The organism is Paenibacillus cellulosilyticus, assembly GCF_003182255.1.
GTDB lineage: Bacteria > Bacillota > Bacilli > Paenibacillales > Paenibacillaceae > Paenibacillus_T > Paenibacillus_T cellulosilyticus.
Genome location: NZ_QGTQ01000015.1, coordinates 1 through 21619, shown reverse-complemented (window position 1 = coordinate 21619; position 21619 = coordinate 1). Strand labels below are relative to the sequence as shown.

19 protein-coding genes are annotated in these 21619 nt (G+C 45.0%); 1 reads left to right on the top strand and 18 read right to left on the bottom strand.

Annotation, left to right across the window (positions count from 1 at the left end; translation table 11 throughout):
- Positions 1–2 precede the first annotated feature (2 nt).
- The 18 genes from DFQ01_RS18085 to DFQ01_RS17995 all read right to left on the bottom strand — a co-directional run bounded on the left by DFQ01_RS18085 (position 3) and on the right by DFQ01_RS17995 (position 21013).
- Positions 3–623, bottom strand: a complete 621-nt coding sequence (locus DFQ01_RS18085; RefSeq protein WP_110045311.1) for a hypothetical protein — start codon at positions 621–623, stop codon at positions 3–5.
- A gap of 14 nt (positions 624–637) precedes the next feature.
- Complete coding sequence (locus DFQ01_RS18080) at positions 638–2959, bottom strand: dynamin family protein (protein WP_110045310.1); 2322 nt, start codon at positions 2957–2959, stop codon at positions 638–640.
- Entirely contained in the window at positions 2956–4290 is a 1335-nt protein-coding gene (locus tag DFQ01_RS18075) for a dynamin family protein (RefSeq protein WP_110045309.1), read from the bottom strand. The genes DFQ01_RS18080 and DFQ01_RS18075 overlap by 4 nt, the downstream gene beginning before the upstream one ends.
- Positions 4290–5204 (bottom strand): helix-turn-helix transcriptional regulator, encoded by a 915-nt coding sequence (locus tag DFQ01_RS18070; RefSeq protein ID WP_110045308.1) that lies wholly within the window; start codon positions 5202–5204, stop codon positions 4290–4292. The genes DFQ01_RS18075 and DFQ01_RS18070 overlap by 1 nt, the downstream gene beginning before the upstream one ends.
- Before the next feature lie 559 nt (positions 5205–5763).
- Entirely contained in the window at positions 5764–6798 is a 1035-nt protein-coding gene (locus tag DFQ01_RS18065) for a hypothetical protein (protein ID WP_110045307.1), read from the bottom strand.
- A 233-nt stretch (positions 6799–7031) separates the two neighbouring features.
- Positions 7032–7985, bottom strand: a complete 954-nt coding sequence (locus tag DFQ01_RS18060) for a class I SAM-dependent methyltransferase (protein ID WP_110045306.1) — start codon at positions 7983–7985, stop codon at positions 7032–7034.
- A 22-nt stretch (positions 7986–8007) separates the two neighbouring features.
- Positions 8008–8865 (bottom strand): FkbM family methyltransferase, encoded by an 858-nt coding sequence (locus DFQ01_RS18055; protein ID WP_110045305.1) that lies wholly within the window; start codon positions 8863–8865, stop codon positions 8008–8010.
- 39 nt (positions 8866–8904) lie between these two features.
- Positions 8905–9717, bottom strand: a complete 813-nt coding sequence (locus DFQ01_RS18050; RefSeq protein WP_110045304.1) for an ABC transporter permease — start codon at positions 9715–9717, stop codon at positions 8905–8907.
- Positions 9718–9721: 4 nt separating this feature from the next.
- Positions 9722–10531 carry an ABC transporter permease gene (locus DFQ01_RS18045; protein ID WP_174812623.1) on the bottom strand — a complete coding sequence of 270 codons (810 nt, stop codon included), beginning with the start codon at positions 10529–10531 and terminating at the stop codon, positions 9722–9724.
- Positions 10509–11513, bottom strand: coding sequence for an ABC transporter ATP-binding protein (locus DFQ01_RS18040; RefSeq protein WP_110045302.1), 1005 nt, complete (start codon positions 11511–11513; stop codon positions 10509–10511). Before DFQ01_RS18040 ends, DFQ01_RS18045 begins: the two co-directional genes overlap by 23 nt.
- Positions 11514–11545: 32 nt before the next feature.
- Entirely contained in the window at positions 11546–12724 is a 1179-nt protein-coding gene (locus tag DFQ01_RS18035) for a radical SAM/SPASM domain-containing protein (protein ID WP_110045301.1), read from the bottom strand.
- A gap of 42 nt (positions 12725–12766) precedes the next feature.
- The gene (locus DFQ01_RS18030) at positions 12767–13855 is read right to left on the bottom strand and encodes a radical SAM protein (protein ID WP_110045300.1); all 1089 of its coding nucleotides are present in this window, start codon (positions 13853–13855) and stop codon (positions 12767–12769) included.
- A gap of 27 nt (positions 13856–13882) precedes the next feature.
- Positions 13883–14998, bottom strand: a complete 1116-nt coding sequence (locus tag DFQ01_RS18025; RefSeq protein WP_110045299.1) for a UDP-glucuronosyltransferase — start codon at positions 14996–14998, stop codon at positions 13883–13885.
- A gap of 44 nt (positions 14999–15042) precedes the next feature.
- Positions 15043–16401: an ATP-grasp domain-containing protein gene (locus DFQ01_RS18020; RefSeq protein WP_110045298.1), complete on the bottom strand. Its 1359-nt coding sequence runs from the start codon at positions 16399–16401 to the stop codon at positions 15043–15045.
- A complete protein-coding gene (locus tag DFQ01_RS18015; protein ID WP_110045297.1) occupies positions 16398–16649 on the bottom strand; it encodes an acyl carrier protein in 252 nt (83 codons plus the stop codon). The genes DFQ01_RS18020 and DFQ01_RS18015 overlap by 4 nt, the downstream gene beginning before the upstream one ends.
- Positions 16650–16661: 12 nt before the next feature.
- Positions 16662–17612, bottom strand: coding sequence for an NAD-dependent epimerase/dehydratase family protein (locus DFQ01_RS18010; RefSeq protein ID WP_110045296.1), 951 nt, complete (start codon positions 17610–17612; stop codon positions 16662–16664).
- Positions 17613–19232: 1620 nt separating this feature from the next.
- Positions 19233–20726, bottom strand: coding sequence for a class I adenylate-forming enzyme family protein (locus tag DFQ01_RS18000; RefSeq protein ID WP_110045294.1), 1494 nt, complete (start codon positions 20724–20726; stop codon positions 19233–19235).
- Between the two features lie 41 nt (positions 20727–20767).
- Positions 20768–21013, bottom strand: coding sequence for a phosphopantetheine-binding protein (locus tag DFQ01_RS17995; RefSeq protein ID WP_174812622.1), 246 nt, complete (start codon positions 21011–21013; stop codon positions 20768–20770).
- A 153-nt stretch (positions 21014–21166) separates the two neighbouring features.
- Here DFQ01_RS17995 and DFQ01_RS31170 point away from each other — a divergent pair, with 153 nt between their 5' ends.
- Positions 21167–21313, top strand: coding sequence for a hypothetical protein (locus DFQ01_RS31170; RefSeq protein ID WP_174812467.1), 147 nt, complete (start codon positions 21167–21169; stop codon positions 21311–21313).
- Positions 21314–21619: the final 306 nt, after the last annotated feature.

The following is a 21619-nucleotide window of genomic DNA, read 5'->3' as shown; positions in this document are numbered from 1 at the left end:
GACTACCTCCTGTTGGTTGCGGCCCAGACGACGGCTCCGACGATAACCGCTCCTGCAGCGGCGCCTGCGACAAAGGAACCTCCGGCGACAACGGTAGCGGTGCCGACGACGACTCCGCCTGCCACAGCACCGGCTGCGATTCTGGGGATGCGCAATTGATTGTTTCGCGAGACCATCCGTTGTTGGGGGCTGGGGCGCCATGGCTGCGAGGGTCTGCTAGACGATTCGCGAAAGGGATAGTCACCGCTGTTGCTATCATCGATTCTTCTGCTGTCGGCACCTCTGTTGTTGCCGGTTGATACACTTGATTGTGCTCTAAGAGGTACCTGAACTGGGCGTAGATAATTTACAACTTCCTTGAGATGACGAAGTCGTTCGTGTGAGAAGTTCTCGACAACTTGAACCTTTAATTTATTCATATAGTCGTCATCCCAGGCGCTTTTATTTTCAGGGTCTTGTCCATCATGATCATCATAAAGCCCTCGCATGTTTCGAGTGTAACGCTCCATTTCGCTGAACTCAGTAAATGTAGGGTCAACTAGCAGACTGTCTTTCATCATAATACGGATGCCTATGACATTCCCGGTTGCAACTGCGTTTCTGAATGCATTCGTAATCGCCATGATACTGTCCTCCTTTAGATTTCTATGATTGATACCACTTTGGATCTGATCTGCTCCAGCCAGTTCAACTTACGTTCCGATTCCTTAATCCGTTCATCGGCTTTCTCTTTATCGGTGGCATAGCTCTCCAGTTCAGAAAGCTTTGCCTTGAGTACATCGTCCAGCCGCGCGAATTCTTTATTGAAACGTTCTGCGATACGTGTAGACTGCTGAAGCGAATATTTACGAGCAGCCTCACCGTTGTTGTATAAACTTTGTTGTACCGGGCTTAAAAACTCTTGCGCCAGTTCATCGGCTCTAACATAGTGAATCGTTTTGCGAATGTCCCGGTACTTAGTCACATATTCACTCTTAGGCCAGAAAGCAACACTGCTAAACCAACCTCTAGTACGCTCTTTGACTTCATATTCTTCTTGACCGACAACACGTTCTTCTTCACGTACAAGATGCTTTACTGAGTAATCGAGCACTTGTACACTGCCTGACATTATTTTTAGTGGATCAATGGTTACGTCATTAAGATCCTGGGTACCCATTTCATCAATCAACGAGCGGAGTTTATCCCTATATTCTTTTAATAAGGCGTCTCCTGTTTCTTTCAAATCATTTCGAATAAGATCATCAAGATCTTCTTCGAAATCTGGCTCTAACTTCTTTACAAACTTCATCAACCGTTCAACCTCGTCCTCGACTTCTTCAAGTGAAAGTTCATGACCTCGAGAGTCATCGATACGTTTTGTGATCCGGTTTTCGAATTTCTTTTTTATGTCTTGTATCGCTACTTTGGAGGAATTATTTACCCTGACAACTGCATCATTGACGTTGTTCTTAAAGTTCTTCGCATCGTTCGCATTGTCTATTTTTTCACGGATTACATTAATCGATTTGACAATTCGTTTGCTTTCGTTGCGGTTGTGGGCAAGCTCACGCTTCGTTTCCTCGAAGCAACCGACTTCATCTAATTTGTGCATAAAAGTATCGACTATATTTTTGACTTTGGCCGTCTTGGCATATTTCTGCACATACTGACGAATCGCAGCTTCAATAGAAACAACGCCGGTGTGAATTAACGCTTCATTCGCATTATCAATATCTCTGCCATTCCACGTCTCCTTCGCAGCTGCAAGCTGGTCGTTGATTTCACCGCGAAGGCTTGGAGGGAGCGAAGCGTACGTTTCAAGATGCAGGGTTTGATTACGGTTCAACTTCCTGATCTTCATTTCCGTCTCATCAATTGTATCTGTATCCACATCCGCTCCGCTCTCGATTAACCGGATGTTAAGTGCGGGATAGGCTGATGCAGGGAATAGATTCGGATTCGCTATGCCATGGTTTTTCAAATACGAACGTACACGCTCCAGTGTATGGCCTGTATCGCCGTCTTCTGTTTTACGATCGTCCATTTTATTGACAACGAAGATAAACCGATCCTTCGATTGCTTGCCTCCGACGCTCATGCTACTGGCAACGCGTCTGAGCAAGGTATTGTCGTCATCCGTACCAAATTCGCCTGTCATAATATAGAGAACAAGCGCTTTGGATGATCTGCCCAAAAGCTCTTTTTGCACTTCACCGTGTCTGGTATCACGCGAATTGTTCGGCCCAGGCGTATCGATGAGCACAAGCGAAACATCCTCCGACGAAACGAAAGGAATATTGCCCGATACTTTAATTTCCGAAACGTTCTCATTAGCATTCAAACGCTCCATAATCGGATACGTTAATGAGGCGTGCGTCTCTGCTAACTCTTCCTCTTTATTGTAAACTTCCGCCCCGAATGGCACGGTTTCCTGCGTGATGTCCTTGATTCTAGTAATGATTGCGGTGCAGGCCTCTTGCTTGGATGGCATCAGCTTGGTGCCGAGCATTGCGTTAATAAGCGTAGATTTGCCAGCGCTCATCGTTGCGACGACACAAACTTCGAAATCGCTGCTCTTGGCGTGTTCGAATGCGCTCACGATCTCCACATCTCTTAGCTCATCGAAGGGACCTTGTTGAATTTCCCGGAACACCTCGTCGATAAGCGCTTCCTTATCCGATGTTTCTTTGGCAGGTTTTCTTTCAAACGTTGCCGATAATTCGCCTCTTCGTTGTGATTCGGTCAATACATCAACTAAATCCTCGTAATCGGGCAATGTGCCGTGGAACGTGACTTGAAAATCTTTGTCGTTATATTCGCCAATCAGAAGGCTTGGGAGTTCTTCCACCCATTCCTGCAGACGGGAGCCGTCGGCAATTTTCTCGCGAAGCTTGCTGTTCTGGGCTAAATGTTTCCCCTCGACGGTGATCTCTGTTTCAAGCTTGTATGGATTGTACTTCACGAATACTTTTTTCATAGGTCACGTCCTCCGTATAGTAGCGTTTCCAGACCGTAAAGCCCGCATTTTACTGCGAGTGCCAATGGTTCATCTTCAGTTGCCTGTATTGAATCGGCCGATTTATCCAAGTATCGGGACAAATCATATTCGGCTCTGCTGAATTTTTTCACATAGTAGTCATAAGCATCTTGCTCGTCTTCGGATAACCGCTCGCCATTCTGCTTCAATTTCAACAATAGGGCGAAGTAGGCCGACAATGGACAGATGACGGGATCATCGTATCCAAGCTGATGCAGATCGCTGCGAATCCCCTCCATACTTGCGGCAATGCTGTCCTCCGAGCTCTTGAAGTTATCAACTTTATTAAGCACAAATATGACTTTATGCTTAGGCACATGCTCGGAAACGTACTTCAAATATCGGATTTCCTCGTCCGTGCCAAGTTGGTTGGCGTTTAGCACATAGATGAGCTTATCGTACTTCTCCTCCAGCAGTGCTTTGCGAGTCAGGCTGCCATGTTCTTGATTAATCGCAGAATTAACGCCGGGAGTATCGATTAGACAAACTCGCTGCGTCGAATCCGTTTGAACGAATGAACGGAAGTAGGAAGCGATATAACTGCTGCTTGCTTGTCCAGCACTCATCAGCTCGTCGTATGCTGCATTCAGATTAAGCGGAGACGCGAGCAAATGAACCGAATGATCTTCAAACGGTTTGTTAAGCAAATAACTCAGGTTAGCCGTGCAAGCTTCTTGTGATGCTCGGACGAGAGGCTTACCGACGAGGGCATTGATGAGCGTTGATTTGCCTGCACTCATGTTGGCTGTAACCAGAATCCGCATTTCCGGCTGCTCCGCCAATATTCGATTAGCTCTAAACTGTTGAATCCAACTCTCAGCTAGAAGCAGGTCCTGATGGATAGGCACATCTGTTAGGAGAGCAGCTATGAGATCGCCGAGCAATGCCCGTTTCTTCTTGCTAAGGTGCGCGGACATTGCAGCTTGCGCTTGCTCGATCGCACTCTTGTCCGCCATGACAAGCGCGATATCGCACATTAACCAAATATAGTGATTCCGCTTCCAAGGTCTAAGCCAATCATTGACGATCGAACGAATACTACGATCGCGATTGTCATCGGTCAAGGCAACCGTACTCTCGCTACCGACAAGCATCTCGCGATATTGCTTGAGCCGAGCAGCTGTATATTCAGCACGATTAGAAAACTGACCTGCCAAGTATTCGAGCACGGCATAATAGATCAGCTTCGTTTTTTTCCTTGCCCTTACCAGCGGATGCGATTTCATGCTGTGCGAGGCAATAAATTGCGGATAGATTTGTTCATTCTGCATTATAGGACCTCTACTTTCTCACCTTGGCTTCGCAGCCACATATCTATTCCGTCACCATACACTTCGGCCTGGATGATAGCGCCGCCATCTACCTCTGATTCGATTGTTGCGGTTGGCAATCGGTCAAGAACAGCCTCAAGAATACCGCGATAGAGAAATCGGACGGTTCTAAGCTCGCCAGCGTACATGAAAGGCACCCTCTTACGGAACTCCCCATCATTGAACTTGTCCTTATACAGCACACGGAACTTCGTTCCCGTGCTGTGGAATCTGCCGATTCTATCAATCCGGAATATAGTTGGGAAATCGTGACGGTTATCCGCCATAAATGCAATCAGGTAAAAATAGTACTCAGAGAACATGATTGCGGCCGGCTTCACCTCATGCTCTCGTTCCACGTTGTCTTGACGAGCATAAGAAATCCGGATTACTTCGTTGTTCGTTATGTACTGCGACAGCTCCCATATAGCTGTGAGAAGCTTCTTGCCATGCTTCAAAGGAACATAGTAAAACTGTTCGTTCCGAATGATGTCATCGATTTGTTTGCGACCATTGGGCGTTACCTGCGCCAATAGCTTCGCAATAAGCATTTCTAGCTCTTCCTTGCAGAAAGCACGACTCTCAAGAAGGATTTTGCATACAGCTAGAATCTCTTTATTGGTAAGCCATTCCCGATCCATACGAGCGAGATAGTACCCTGCACGGGTTCGATCGTATTGAATGAACACCTCGCCTTCCGCGAAATGAGTGTCCGCGAGGTAGGCTCTTAAGTCGTCAATATCACGCTGTATCGTTTTCTCTGTCACACTATATTTTTGAGAAAGCTCAGTCTTCTTGACGAGCTCGCCTTTATTGAGCAGTTCAAATATATTCAACAGGCGAAAACCTTTATTTCCTTTATAATCAAGGATCACGCTGCCTCTCCTTTCAACGACATTCTTCTTAAACTATATTACGTGTCCGGATGGACACATATTGGGGTTGGGAAAAAATTTGATCGAAATATTCAAATAACGCGTTTTTTCGACCCAACCTCCTAATGATTGGGTGCACCGTCTAATAATATACTACAAAATGCGACTAAAGAACCTCTTTTCTCACAAAAACCAACATCGATATTAGGGTTATAGTATCGTCAGTAAGAAGAGTAGAGATTTTGATAGTTCTTAATACCTATCGTGGTTAGTGCAAAGGAAATTCAAAAGGCGCAGCAGTCATAGATGGAACAGACTTATGCGATTCTTTATTCTATTCCAGACCAATGTGGTCTTAGCAAAATGAAAAAGCCGGCATCGCCGGCTCTTTCATTTAGTTCCTTCAATCTATGAAACAAGAATCATGCGCATGGTCGCCAGTTTGGTTCCACATGCAACCACTATAACAAAAGGGCTGTCGCCGAAAGGTTATCAAAACCTTGGCAACAGCCCTTTTTTCCTTTTCCGCTCAATGGGTGTTTCTACAGCAGCATCACAACTATTGCGCAGCCTTTAACATTAAATAAAATTGCGTATTAAAACGGACTTCATTCGTATATATTTTGTTTAATATACCCATACACTTGTCAAGGATGCCCTTGGAGAACTTTTGGGACATGATGGCTTTATTCGTATATATCCTTACTACCATCCAGTCATTAATAATTTGGTCTAATAACGAGTCAAGGATAGGTTTTGCATTAATATGATCAATGTTGTGCTTATAGAGCGCATTTAACCTATATTTCTCAGAACATTTTCTATAAATAGTGCTGCTTAATGTTTCTATAATCGTTTCATTCGTTACGACAAATTCGAAGTTTTCTGCCAACAACAATATATTATTCAAACTTTCCGTTATTTCATTTTCATACCTGCACATATTTTCAATAAATTTATTGATGTGCGTTTGTGCTAGCTTCTTATCGTTCAAGCTATCATGATCAGCGGGGGACTCTAGTACATATTCCCAAAAATAGTTTGGCATTTTTATATGTTCCGAACTCATACATGAAATTTTAAATTCTGAAAATGGTAAAGAATAATGTCTGTATTCTGCAATATCATCAACCGTATATATTTCATCGTTAGTAAGATTAAATCCATAGACAAAAACAGGATGCAGTCCATGTTTTTGGTTATAGTAAAAGTCCCGCCCGCGTTGATAAAATAAATCAATAAAAATGGAAATTGGATTGCCATTAGTAATAGAGTTTATAATTTCATCTTGTAATGAATCGATTTCAGGAGACTTTCTACGAACAGTGATACCCATTTCCTCAAGTATCTTGTCCCCCTCTTCGAGATCCAACACTTGTAATTTGAAATACCCTCTTGCTTGCATTTTCTGTTTATCAAATTTATAAATAGTAATGACATTATTTAAAATCGGCAGCTCATCTTTTTTAAAATACTTTGCAAGCGTCAATAGCAAATTGTAGTCACAATTAAAATAAGGAAAATTATGATGAGGAAACATTTGTATCATTCCATCGAATGGTTGAAACGTATCCAGAGAAACAATTTCCTCCATACCATTTCTCCTATACTAAATTATAGTCGTTCTTAAAGTTTGTGTTCAAAAAGTCGGGGTTTCAGCACCGAGAAGCTTACGAGAACCTGAAGGAGGAGGAGCGGAGTGTAGGCAAAACCTACATGAGCACCGGACTTCGAAGGTGAACGTAAGATTCGATGTCGAATAAGCTCCTTGAGTTGCTTCGTGATCAAAAGACGACTTTTTGAACAACCTCTTATAGCTGGGTTATCTTACCTCTTAACAAGGTTCATCATACGATATTGCCGCGTACCAGCCTTCATCTCTTCATATTTCTTCGAGCCGGGCAATGCGATGAAATCATGGATATCTCCAATAGTCGTGCTCGCGTTGGCGTTGTTCGCAATCCCTTGTGCGCCGGTACGCTGCTTGGCGTTCTCGTCGCACGACAGAAGAACATTCGAAGTGACATCCTGATTGCGGATCACAGTCAAGCCCGCTTCCTCTAACAGCCTCACGTTCTGCACGACTTCTTCTTCCAGCATCAGTTCTGTATACAGAAATACGCCGCCATATCTCATTATCCGGTAAACTTCTTCATAGAATCGCGTTCGATTCGGATAGGCATGCGCGGATTCCATATTCAATACGACATCGAAGCTCTCGTCTGCAAACGGAATATTCTCGGCATCGCCGACGAGATAGAAAGATTCAGTCAACCGGGGTTTGGCACTGCAATACGCAATATTCGCCGGGCAGATGTCGAGACCAACAATGGACAGAGGCTTGAAATATTTGTGCAAAGCCGCTATATTCCCTCCTCTGCCGCATCCGATATCGATAACTTCCTGCTCCCGGACCGTCGTCCTGCCCACTACCTCGAGCAATAGCTTGACTGAATTTCTATTCCATACATCGTCAGGCTCGATCACCGCATGCTGCTCATTTCCTGTCGAGACGTAACCATAGTTTAGAAATGTCGCGAATCGGCCTATGCCGGACAGCGCAAGGGAATTCGAGATCTCGCTATAATCTCGAATCTCGCCCTCTTTTCGATTCCAATCGGAAGGGCGGTCAACCTGCTCGCGCCGGTCGAGCATCGATACATAACGATTCTCGATCAAATAAGTCGCAAGGCAGCGGTGGCATTGCAGAGAAGTATCCGACTGGGCTAGCTCACCCTTGCAGCTGGAGCATACCAACCTTGCATGCAGATGCTGTACCATGACTACCCCCAACAATCATTTCTTATACCTCATTCACTGCCGGCTGGTGCATTTGATTCAACGCATACACATTATAGTAATTTGGGATGTTCAGATCCTCGTAGTAATCGATCAAGACATTGAAACCGTTAGTTCGGAAGATGTTCTCGAGCCTGCTGATCTGCTCTCCGTCCAGTCCGTGTACCTCCATTACAATTTGCTTGATTTTCCCCCAATCTTCCGGAAGGATGCCTTCCAATACCTCGAACTCGCTCTTCTCCACATCGATTTTGAGCAGATCAATCTCGTTCAGATCGTAATAGCGGATCATTTCGGAGATCGTAGTTAACTTGCATCGATAGATTTGTTCATTCAGGAGCTTCGGCGACATCAGATGATCGACCAGCCGGTTTAGCATTCGCGGGTTGGCAAAATCGTCCTTGTAATGGTTGATTAACCCGTATCGAAGATCTTGATCGTGGTTCTCCCGGTATTTGATCTGGACGGAATCCGTGGACATCGTAGGAAAATAGGCAAACTCCGCTTCCTTGATCTCGTTGGAAAGTCCGACGTTAACCGTCGTTACGTGAGGCAGCGAGCTCGTATTCATCTTCAAGAGGTTAAACGTCGGAGGCAGTGGCTCAAAGGCATATACCTTGCAATTGCTCTTGCTGCTGACATATAGGGTAAACATGCCGATATTAGCCCCGACGTCCATGACCGTGCCGTTATCCGGGAGCGTAATGCCATGCTTGAAATACATCTCCTTGCGGAAAATCTCATTGTAGAGGAACTCGGTCTCGCCTTCGTTGTTTTGATAGATTTCGATCCCGTTGCTCAGCCGTTTCTTTGGGATGGCCTCTGTCTGCGAGGGAAGGCGCTCATGCTCCGTCCTGCTCATTCGAATCACCCTCTCAACAATCTGTTATTGGGTACTTCACTAACTGCTGGCGCTTTCATAACGTTTGACGGCCAGCTTCCAGAACAGCCTGACTACGAGAAGCGATAAAACCGGAGCTGCAAAAATCCAAATAGCGAGGAACAAATCCAATCGCTCAATCAAATAAACCGACGGCATGTTGGTAATGAACAAAATCGGCACGACGTACAGCCCTATTCTCCGCAGCCATTTGGGGTAGATGTACATTGGCATATTGTTCAAATCCCAGCATTTGTCGAGCATATCGAATATCGAACCGGATTTCACCGTCCAGAAGGCAAGAATTTGCGGCAGCAGAAGTACGGAATACATCACGATCGTACTGCTCAAGATCGCGCCGATATATCCGGCCAGGTGGATCAAGCTTGGATCGATGTCAAGACGCTGCCATGCCAGAACGACCATCGTAATCCCGGCGATCAGGTTCGGGATCGGAAATGCGAAGTTGACGTGCCGGAATGAAATCATAAACTGCAGCGACAGCGGCTTCGTCATATACAGGTCCAGCGTTCCGTTGCGGATATGGCCGGCGAATCTATAAAAATTATCCATAAATAGTCCCGTATAAATCGCGATCATAATGGTATAGGTCCCGGTGAAAATCATCATTTGGTCAGGGGAGATCCCATTGATTTCGATCCCAAGCCGGAAAACGAAGATGATATAGATCAGCTTGGATAACAGAAATACGGTCTCCATGATCAAACCGGAGTAGAAATTCGCCTTGTATTCCATGTAACCGAGCAAGCTGTTCTTTGCGAAAATAAAGAACATACGTACATGCTTCCGAAACTCCATTAAACTGATACTCACCGACCTAACCTCCAACGGCTACATATTTCCTCATCCCGGAATCCCACGAGAACTTGGAAATCATCATAAGCGCAATTACCCAAACCGCCTGTACGAGAAGCCCGCGCACGATCTCATGATCCGTCAAGCTCCCATTGATGATGTTAACCGGGAAGAATACGACATATTGAAACGGTAAATAGCTGGAGATTCTAGCAAACGTATCTCCGAAAATAGTAAGCGGGAAGATGGCGCCGCTGAGCAGATAGACGCCTTGGTTGAACGCGATATAAACGCCCCACACCTCTGTAATGATGAACGCGAGAGCGCTAATCGAATAGAAAAGGAGAAAGTTGATGAGCAGTCCGAACAGAATGCTGACCAAGAACATCACGACCTGCACCACGCTAAGATGAAACTCCCAAATCTGGGTAAACACGATCATCAGGATCACGAATAGGATAAGTACGACCCCGGTCTGAACCGTTTTCCCCCCGAAAAAATTGCAAATCCGATAGCTGAAATAATGGATGGGCTGAGCAATAAATTTGCTCAGTCCGCCCGTCTTAATATCATTCGCGATTTCCCCTTCGAAGCCGGCAGAAACCAGCTTGGAGACGACACCGGACAGCACGGAATAAATGATCATCTGTGAATAAGAGTAGCCGTTGATGATCTCATGCGGCGAGCTGCGAAACACGGCCGTCCAGAGGAAGCATTGGACGAGAATAATGAAGCCGCCGCTAATGAGGCTCATCAAGAAATCAGTCCGATACTCCATCGCGTTCTGAAGTGCAAGGATGTACGTCCTCTTATACTTCTGCAAGGCTTTCATGTCGGACCCCATCCTTCTGATACAAGCTTTCGATGCCTTGCTCGATCGGTATATCTTCAATTGTGAAATCGAGGATCGGGAACCGGTCCAGCATCATCTTGGAAAGCCGCTGGAGGTCATTCTTATCGATCTCCATGACGGCATTCATGCCGTCATATTGAATGATAGCCCCATAGTCGATTAGCGCTTGCATCGGCACTTCGTCCGTAAATTGCAGCTTGATGATCTTCTTTGCATGGAACAGCTCGTTCACACGCCGAAGGTCGCCGTCGTATACGCTCTTCCCTTGATTGATGATGATCGTTCGTTTGCATAGATCCTCAATATCCGCCATGTAGTGGCTTGTCAGAATGACCGTTGCTTTTGTCTGCTGGTTATAATACTTCAGGAACTCCCGAATGCGCTTCTGCGAAATCAGATCGAGTCCGATTGTAGGCTCATCCAGGAAAATCACCTTAGGCCGGTGGATGAGCGACGCAATCAGCTCCATTTTCATTCGTTCGCCCAGCGAAAGTCTCCGCACCTGGATGTTAAGCAGGTCCTTGACGTCAAGCATCTCCGTAAGCTCATCCAGGACAAGGTTGTATGGTTTATCCTCGACCTCATAGATGCATTTATTCAGGTACAACGATTCGTTCGCCGGTAAATCCCACCATAACTGCGATTTCTGCCCCATCACGATCGAAAACTGCATCTTGAAATCTTTCTTTCGTTCCCAAGGGACATAGCCAAATACATTCGCCTGGCCGCTTGTCGGATACAAGATGCCGGACAGCATCTTCAGCGTAGTCGTTTTACCGGAACCGTTCGGTCCTAAGAATCCGACCATCTCACCTTGCTCGATTGCAAATGTTATTTCGCTAACCGCTTCTTTGATCAGTGATTTTCGCTTCACCAAATTTTTCAGCGATTTCTTGAAACCCAATTCTTTTTCATAGTAATTGAAGCTTTTGGATAAGCGTTCCACTTGGATGATGCTCACTGGTGCACCTCATTTATGTTGATATAGAATAGCTATACACCATGCAAATGCAAGACGCTGCACTTGGAACATGCCGGTGTCAGTCGTTCGTCCATCATTTCCCTTATCCTTGTGTAGGTCAGGTTATGCCATAACTCTTGTACGGACGCTTCATTTAATTTGCCGATCTCGAATTCCTTGAAAAATTTGCACGCGATAATCGTTCCATCTGGGGTAATGTCCATCCGGTTCGAGAGCGCTAGGCACTTCTTGTTCATTGTGCCTTTGCCCTTCAATTCTTTGCCGAGTACGAAATCTTCGATCTGGTCTTGATCCAGATTCGGCTGATAGCGCAAACGCATCTTCCATATCCGGTTGTTAACCCGGTCCAACTCACTCATCAAAGCAGGGATACGCTCCGGATCGAGCTTGTATTTAAAGGCGTGCCAACTTCTTTCATCCTTGTGCTCGCTAGCCGGAAGGAAGTCGAACTTCTGGTCGAAGTAATCGTCCATTCCCTTTGAGCATTCGTCCGAGATGTACCACGGGAAGCAGACGATGACCAGATCTACGCCGACGCCCTCCAGAAAGTCCAGCAGATCGTAAAGCTTGTCGGTCATGGAATCATTAACGACGGTATGGATAGAAATTTTACCCCTGAAGCGGTTTTCCTTACGCAGCTCGACCAGCTTCCGGATGGCATCTATCGCCTTGTTGAACACCCCTTTGCCGCGAAGCGCATCATTCTCTTCTTCGAATCCATCAAGCGCAATGAGCAGCTCCAGGTTGTCGGAAATTCGCAGCAAGGCGTCCAGTTTTCGCTCGATCAGCATCGCGTTCGTGCAGATCGTCGTTTCGCGAGGATGGGCCTCAAGCAAATCGGCCAAACGGTCGAAATGGCTGTATACGAGCGGCTCGCCGCCCCAAATATAAAGCCTCGACTTGGCTGGCTCCGTCTCGAGGATCAGTTTCTCCAGCAGCCCGTAATCGAGTTGTTCCCGCTGCTGCTCCGGCGTCATGAAGTGATGGTAGCCGGAATCGTTCCATTGATAGCAATGCTTGCAGCGCAAGTTGCATTGGTTCGTAAGTTTAATCCCGACCGACTCCGGCAGCGGTGTCGCGTAACCCGTTATTTTCTCCATATTCCGCTTTGTTTCCACCGTATTCCTGATGGTACGTTTCAATATTTGCAAATCCTTAGGAGAATGCTTAATCTCTGATTTCGGATTCATATCAACACACCCTTCTTAAACGTATGGGGTCACTCGCATGAATCAGTAGATATAATACCTTGAACAAGCCGTACAAATCGGAAGCATGTTTTTTTTCATATACGTGCGATAATCTTTGTACTTGTCACTATTCCAGATCTCTAGCAAATTGTTGTCGTTTACGTTGCCGAAGGTCAAATCATAGAAGGCATGACAAGGCGAAACGTCGCCCCTTGCCGTAATTTCCGCATAAACCCATGGAAGCGAGCACCGGTTTCGTTTATCAGCCATCTGATGGAATTGCCCCGAGAAATAATTGCGCAAATTAGGTTCATCTATCGTCTTCGGATAGGTGATCACATGAATGCGGTTTTTCAAACAATATTCCTTCACATTATTAAGCTGTCTTGTCAATTCCGGAATATCGATCTGGCTGAACGAACTGATGTCCTTCCACACCATTCCCTTGGCATAAGGAGCTTCATGCACATCGAATTCCTCACTAAGTACCTCCACATATTGAGCATACTGTTCTTCCGTTGCATAGAGCTGTACTTCCATGCTGATATGGTCCAACATCGACAAGTCGATATGCTTGAAGAAAAACTCCTCGATATACATATAGTTCAAGGGCGTAATGATAAAGGATACACCCATCTTCGGAAACTGCTGACCCTTGCTTTCCCGAAGCTCATAGAGCTTCTCAATTCCTTTAATTACTTTCTTGAAAACGCCTTTGCCCCTCTGTCGGTCGTTGATTTCCTCGGGGCCGTCGAGTGACATCCAGATCTTATTGGGAGCAGTCTCGACAAGCATCTCGGCATGCTGCTCGAGCAATGTGCCGTTCGTAGGGAAGTCCGCAACGCTTCCATAATGCTTGATCATGGCAAGAATGTCGCTTAGCCAAGGGTACATCAGCGGCTCACCACCAAAGAAATCATAATATGGCTTGCCAGGGCTGCACTCGACGATGATCTTTTTGATCACATCTGGATCCAGCTGCGCTAACGTTTTCTTGCTTTTGTAGGGCCCTTCAAGTCCCCACTCGTAGCACATCTTGCATCGTAAATTGCACTCCTCCAACAGCTGCAAGACAATCCATCTCGGGTAGCTTATCGTTTCCCGGGCAACACTCAATTTGTTTACGCTCATCGCATAACCCCTTTTGCCATTGAGATTTTATCCCTTCGTTAACGCGACTCTCGCACAATAATGATCCACATAATCCGTCCGTTCTCCGGATCTGTTCATGATCGCTTGATGCATCTCTTTAAGAACCTCTACGGAGAAATCCATCTCCCGCCACTTCTCGTAGCGTATTCCGAACCCAAGCGACTCCCACAATTCCAAATTGCTCTGCTCATGACTTCCGAACGGCTCCAGCAGAATAAGAGGGGTAGCGGATGCAAGCGAATCAATCAATGTGCCGGCTCCCGGCTTCGCCACGATAGCCATCGCCTCCGAAGCGACGTCGAATAACCAATGATGATCAGCCTTTGCGTCGTATGCGTTCGTCTCTTCTCCCGTTATTTCGATGTATGGCGGAAACTCGTGCAGGCCGTTCCCACTCTTCACCCATGCACACCATTCCGGATCGTTCATCCAATATCGGTGACCGGGATCGGGCTTCGCTTCCTTCCAATCGTAAGCTACGATATCCAGCCCATAGTTTTTGCCCGCAAGCTCCGGCACTTTACTTTGATAGGTACCCATCCCCCAACCTCCGCCATGAACAACAAGCCGCTGCTTCCTCGAGTCGAAAGGCAGTGGCGTGCTAAGAGAGACCGGGATTTCGCATCGAATCTCCATCTTGTCGGTATCATAGAGACATGCGTTATAGTAATGCTCGTCATAGCGAGGATGGAACTTCTTCAGGCTTTTCCAAGACGGGGCCAGATCTGAATCGACGTAGAGCAGGTCTACATGAATTTGATTCGGCAGCATCTTCTCCCGATACAAATCCAGAATATAGACCCAGTGTCCGGATAACGAAATGAATTCGCGCCGATCTTCCGCTTTCCACGCTTCCAGCAATAGCTCGACTTGGGCATAATCAATGCTGCCCCGGATATCCATCGGCATTCGGGCCGATAAATTCGCAAGTGCGAAATTGTTGTGGTAAGCCTTTCTGCTGTCTGCAATATGATCCATCTTGTCTTGTTCCAAATAACTTTCGAACACAAGCACTTCCGTCGTTATACCCCTTTTGTCGAAAGCGCTTGCAGCTAACAGGCCAGGAATATAGAAGCCCAGACCGAAACCCGAGCATAGGATCGTTACTTTCCGCCTATCCATACACTTTCTTCCTCCATTCATGGTTTCAAGCGCTTCGGACTACATCAGCCAACGATCTTAAAGGATAATGACGACAGCACATCCTTAACCTTAGCGGACAATCGTTCGTTATCCTGCCCCCCCTCAATCAACGAATAATACAATCTGCCTTTCACCTGCTTATGCCGGATTCCTTTGGATTCACTGACGACTTTGTTAATAAGGAGCGTATTCGCGCTTAACGGCAAAATGCCGAACCCTCGATCAGGCTTGTATAGAACACCTTCGCGGTCCAGCTTTTCCAGTAATTCATCGAAAGTCACATCGCATGCAAACTGTACGGTCACATGCGTCATGCTCCCTGAAGCAGAGTGCTTCTCCAGGTAACGGTCTACGTGATGTTTAATCAGGCTCATCGATCTTCTCGCATTCACCTCAACGATTGGAACGATCCTGCCATCTGTCAACAGCATAGAATCGACGCATACGTCGCCGTAATAACCAGCCTGGTAAAGCTCGCGAGCTGCCAGTTTCATCACTTCAAAATACTCCGCTTCCTGCAGCAGATGAAGCAGGCTATCATCGGCCGTAAAGGAGCCTTGGTAAGCAAAATTGTGATTGGCCAGTTTCTGCACCGAGATAGGTCGGTATGTACCGTCCGGATCAATGTGGAATTGGCAGGAGAAATCTAGTTCCTTGTGGAGGAACGGCTCTATAATAAACCGAACCAGTCTTCCCTTGCTGCACTGATCGCCGAGATAGGACGTTACTCGCCGCAATATCGCTTCCGACTCGATCAGCAAATTCCCTTTCCCGGACACGCCAAACTCGTCTTTGATCAGGAAGGGTCCTTGACGAAGCAACGTCAAGCCGCTTGCCAATAGCTCTTCATGTGAATAGACCGTTTGGCTGTCAGACCGAAGACCAAGGCGACGGTTCAAATCGGTTGAATACAGTTTCGAATTTACAGTTTGAACCGTTTCGACATCTGGAAAATCCTGTTCCAACCCATAACGTGAGGCAGCACGATCCGCTCCCGGAATGACGGCAAAGGGTGACAACCGCGCGCCATCCAGCCATTGCGGATCCATGTCGCCCATTCGATCCGCTGATGTGATCAGGTCAAATATATTGGCAGTTCTGCTTGCGCTTCCTCCTTCAGGCCTTTCGAGATCCGTTGAATTGGAACGAAATTCAAACCCGATCGCATGCAAATACGCTTTATGGCAGTCGTTCATACGATAGCGAGTAATGAGCATATCCTGCGCCTCGCAGAACGGGAAGAGCAGCTCATCCATGGCCATCACGACATTCTCCATTTCGGAATCAGGTAATGACGGCAGCCTGGCCAGATTAGGGTCGCGCCAGAAGCGTTCCGCGTCAAACGTTCCGATGATGAGTTCGCACTTGCGTCTATCGTTCATACCGATGCCGTCTTCTGCAGCTCCGAGATGTAACGAGTAAAGGTTGTGACCGATTCCATAAGATCGAAGTCGAATTGTTCAAAATCGATTTCAATGCCGAACCGCTCTTCCACTTTTAATACGAAAGTTATCAGTTGCAGCGAATCCAACCCACCGTCTTCCATGATGTTGGAATGCTCGTTCAAGCTCAGTGCCAGTTGGACGTCGTCCTTGATTTCACATATCATTGCAATGATCTGTTCTTCCATAAGTACCTCCCATTAATGAATATATTGTCCTTGGTAATAATGGATCGTTCTAGCGAGGGCCTCACGCAAACCGATCGTTGGTTCCCAGTCCATAATCGTCCGCGAAATGGTAATATCCGGTTTCCTCCTCCTTGGATCGTCTTCCGGCAGCGGAAGAAACTCGATCTGAGCATTGGACTTCATGAGCTCCTTCAACAATTGGGCGACCTCAAATATGGTGACCTCCTCTGGGTTTCCCAAATTGACGGGCTGCTCGTACGTGGTACTCATCAATCTAATAATCCCTTCCAGCAGATCGTCGATATACTGAAAGCTTCTCGTCTGTCTGCCGTCGCCATAAATCGTGAGGTTTTGCTTTGCCATGATTTGATTAATAAAATTGGTAATAACTCGTCCGTCATTCAAATCCATCTTCGGTCCGAATGTGTTGAAAATCCGAATGACTCTTACCGGTATGCCATATTTCCTGTTCATCCAGTAGGTGATCGCCTCTGCATACCGCTTCGCTTCGTTGTAGCAGCTTCTTGCTCCAACCGAATTCACATTGCCAAAGTAGCTCTCCGGCTGCGGGTGAACGGTTGGGTTTCCGTAGATCTCGCTTGTTGAAGCCAGGAAGAAACCGGCCTGTTTTTCTTTGGCTAGATGCAAGAGATGCATCGTTCCTTCACTATTGACCCTCATCGTTTCGATCGGATAATCCAGATATTTAGGTGGGCTGGCAGGACTTGCAAAATGCATCACCCAATCGACAGGTCCTTCAATTACGAGCGGAAAAATAACGTCATGTTCGATGAATTTGAAATTTGGCGACCGCAAGAGATTGTCCATGTTGACGGTAGACCCGGTCAGAAAATTATCGACACCGATAACGGTATGGCCTTCCCGCAACAGCCTCTCGGCAAGATTCGATCCGATGAATCCTGCGACTCCTGTTAATACAATGAATATTATGATCCCCCCCATTGCTTCGGACTTATGAAACCGCTATCAATTCAAGATACTGAAATTCATACATAACCAAATTTTATATTCTTATACATATATTAGCACAAGATACTTGCATTCAGCACCCCATAAGTTCATAACTATTGCCTTACAAATTATAGGTATTCATTGATCCATATACGCCGGGTCACGCCAAGAGAGATTTTCGAAGTGAGTGGGGTCGATGATGAGATGCTGGGAATAAAGCGAGTGGAGCAATGCAGATCGTTGGAAGACAAGAAGGAAATAAGGCTGTCAGCAAACGGACTAAACCAACATATTAAAGTTACGACAAACGACTTGCACGCACGAAAGCGGACAAGCGTTTAATCCCAGCATCACTCCCTTCATATACTGACGAGATCACCTACTGAACGCAGACCCGCTTCAGCCAGTGATCAAGGAATTTAATTTCTTCATTTTCTATTTTAATTATCATTGTACGTAAGCCTTCTAAAATGCTCAGATCTCTAGTCAGATTATATTTAAGCACTAAATTCATCATAATTTTGGCCTTAACCTCAATTGACAGGAATTCGTCTATATGTTCTTGAACTAATTTACTTAGAAGCCGATTATCGTACAAATACTTTAGTCTTAACGTCATTATCCTCTTATGATCATAAAGTAAGTGAAAGGGTCTAACATCAAGTTTAGACTCATTATCAGAGGTATCTTTCACATAATTTATGAGCGTAGTGTATATTTGCATGCCGAAGTCAAGATTATCCCTGTCGCCCCCATAGTTGAACATTTCCCAATATTCCGGTGTCTTATTAGCGAAATAACACCTTATAGAATTCAACATGGTGTCTATACTGAAATTATCCTGATATGTATCATTGAATTTATACAGATATACCATTTCTCTCAGATAATCATGATTTGTAGTTAAATGATCAGTCGAGAAAGCAAGATCGAAATCTGCAAATGATAGTTCAGCTTGACTGTAAACCCCTTTCTTAAAAAAATCAGAAACATACAATAGCTCTCGATTTAAATCATACCCATAAACAAATATGTCATGGTGCAAATGGAGTCGGTTATATCGTTCGCTTAAAGGTACGTAGAAATAATTCACCATTGTATGGACATAATGATTTGAATTAATATTTTCTATAATAAAATCGATTACGGAGCCCCATTTACTTGTAACCGTATTTCGATGTATCTTTTGAGTCGTAATCCATTTGCATGCATCTGAAGGTCGCAACTCATAAGTCAGAGGGAAATAAAAATCCCCCCAATTATGTTTATAATCTTTATTAATATATAATTGAATATAATTATTGAATATCCATGAATGTGCGCACTCGTAATGAGTAAGTATGGACAAAAGATGCGCATGTTGTGTATATGTTGTAATCATTGGATAACTTATCGGCAATATTTTCCTCCCTAATATTTGAGTTGTATTATTCAATTGCTTCGTTCACCCCTAGTTATCTTATTGTGCTGCTTAAAATGACGAAATCTCCTCATTTGTACTTATTCTATTGTCAACTGATATTTTAAACATTACAAATGTGGAAAAATAGATAGCTCTTGTCGACTTCTTTTATATTTTTTGCATCATTGCATAAATTAGGGTTTAAATTCTCAATAGCATATCTCATTTAGCAATAAGCACTTCGTACTGGCCCTGTCCAGTTTTCCTGTTTTCGTTTTTGGAATTTCATTTATAATCCTCCATTGTCTTGGCACTTTATACGACGATAAATGCAAGTTGCAATGTTTCTTCAGCGCATCTATATCAACCAGACATTCTTCAAACGCTTTCACAAAAGCGATAGGGACTTCGCCTAGTAGATCATCGTGCACACCAACAACTATGACTTCCTCAATTTCTTGTATGCCATACAAAAACTCTTCGATTTCTTCCGGATGGATATTCATACCGCCGGAAATAATGATATTCTTCTTTCTGCCTGTGAGTATGAGACATCCTGCTTCATTCCAATATCCCAAATCTCCTGTCTTTAACCAGCCATCAACAATCGTTTCGTCAGTTAACTCTTTGTTATTGTAATAACCGAGCATCACATTGGGGCCCTTGACCCAAATCTCTCCGATAGCTGCTCCTTCTACCTCATTCTCTTCTTCGTCAACAATTCGAATAGAAACGTCACTGATGGGAGATCCACAGGATAAGCAGCGGTCTCCCCGTTCCATCATGCTCACCCGCGGAGAAGCTTCTGTCAATCCATAGGTTTGAATAATGTCCGCTGTAGGAAATACATTCCGAAGGTTGTCTACTAATTTCGCGGGAACCGCCGCACCGCTAATTACAATAAATTTAATGGAATCAAAGGGACTCCAGTTTTGCGTCTGATGAAACTCCGAAATAAAGTGTATCAATTGCGTAGGCACCGCTGAAAATGCCGTGACCGCCTTATTCTGAAACAGTTTAAACGCTGTGCGCGGCAGCAAAGGCAAGCTGATAAGTATAATTCGGGTTCCATAAAGCATACAAGAGATCAATTGCGTGACAATCGTAGAACTGAAATGAGCGGGCATCGTTACAAGAAACGAGTCTTGATCCGTATAACCTAATTTTTTACCGTGTGCCAACGCATTCGTTAATACATTCCGATGAGATAACATAACGATTTTAGATTTTCCGGTCGTGCCCGATGTAGGCAGCAGAATCGCACATTGATTGGGATCAGACTGATCCATTACTGAGATCGATTCGAACGAAGGCATCGATTCTTGCGATATATCCTGAGCGGTAACCCAAGGGATGTCGCAATTTAAATGTGAAGGCTGCGCAAATTTGCTAATGACCAGCTTGGCGTCGCTAGCATGTAAAATATTTTCAATTTCAGTTTTAGATGCCGAGTAAGGAATCGGTACTAGGACATAACCGCAGAACTGAATGCCAAGCGCCGCAAAAATAAACAAGGGCTCATTGTTTGTGTATACTGCAATATGACTACCGGACTCAAGATCGAAGTTCTTGTTAATATACAAAGCAATCAAATATGCTTCTGTCATCACCTCCGCGTAAGTCCAGTGTTGCTTTATATCCTGAAGAATAATTTGTTCTTTACGATCACAAGCTTCCATAAATAAACGCTCAATGATAGTCATAATCTCCTCCTCTATATGATCTATCTAGCTTCATTGCAGAATTATGCTATCGATTTCGCGGTCAAATAATTAATGATTAGTCCAGCCGTGGAGAAGTTCTCAAACAATAGATCCTCATCAGGGATCGCAATGTTAAATTTCGATTCAATTGAAACAATAAGCTTGATGAAGCCAGCCGAATCGATCCCTTGATCCAACAAATTGGTATTGTGATCATCTGGATACTCGATTTCAATCTCATCAAAAATTTCGTCTCTCAAGATAACTTCAATTGATCTAGACATCATGTTTCCTCCGTTCGATAATCTTTCGAAAGGCTGGTTTGAGAGGATGGCGCACATGGTGATATTCAGTAATGAGCAAGTGAGAGCGTTTATAAAGGAGAACAACCTCATGACGATGGATGATGTGCATTCGCACTGAAGGAGTTGTTTGCAACGATGCTGCAATGGATGCTGGAGGCGGAATTGGATACGACGCAACGAAAGTCCGAGAAGAGCAAAGCCACTAAAGAAAAGAGCATTTTCCCAAGCGACGAAGCGCTGCTGAAAATGCTCTACCTAGCTAAGATGGATGTCACAAAATGAGTTGCCCCTAAAATCCGTAATGTTAATATAAATTACAAATATACCAATTGTCAACAAACTTGAACAAGTCCGTTGATGTCCTCTAGAAGTCCATTCATCATCTGAATGTTTCTCCTCATTTGCGATTTTTTCACCTTGCTAACGCGATGAACCGATGAGGTAATTTGCTATAAAAACAGCCTGTTGAGTATCTTGAACTATGACCCGTAAGAAGGACACTTTTAAAAAAGTGACCCTCTTACGGGTCATTTGTGTTTTAATCAAGGGAAGAGGAGTGGATCGGATTGGGGAAAGTGCAACGGATCA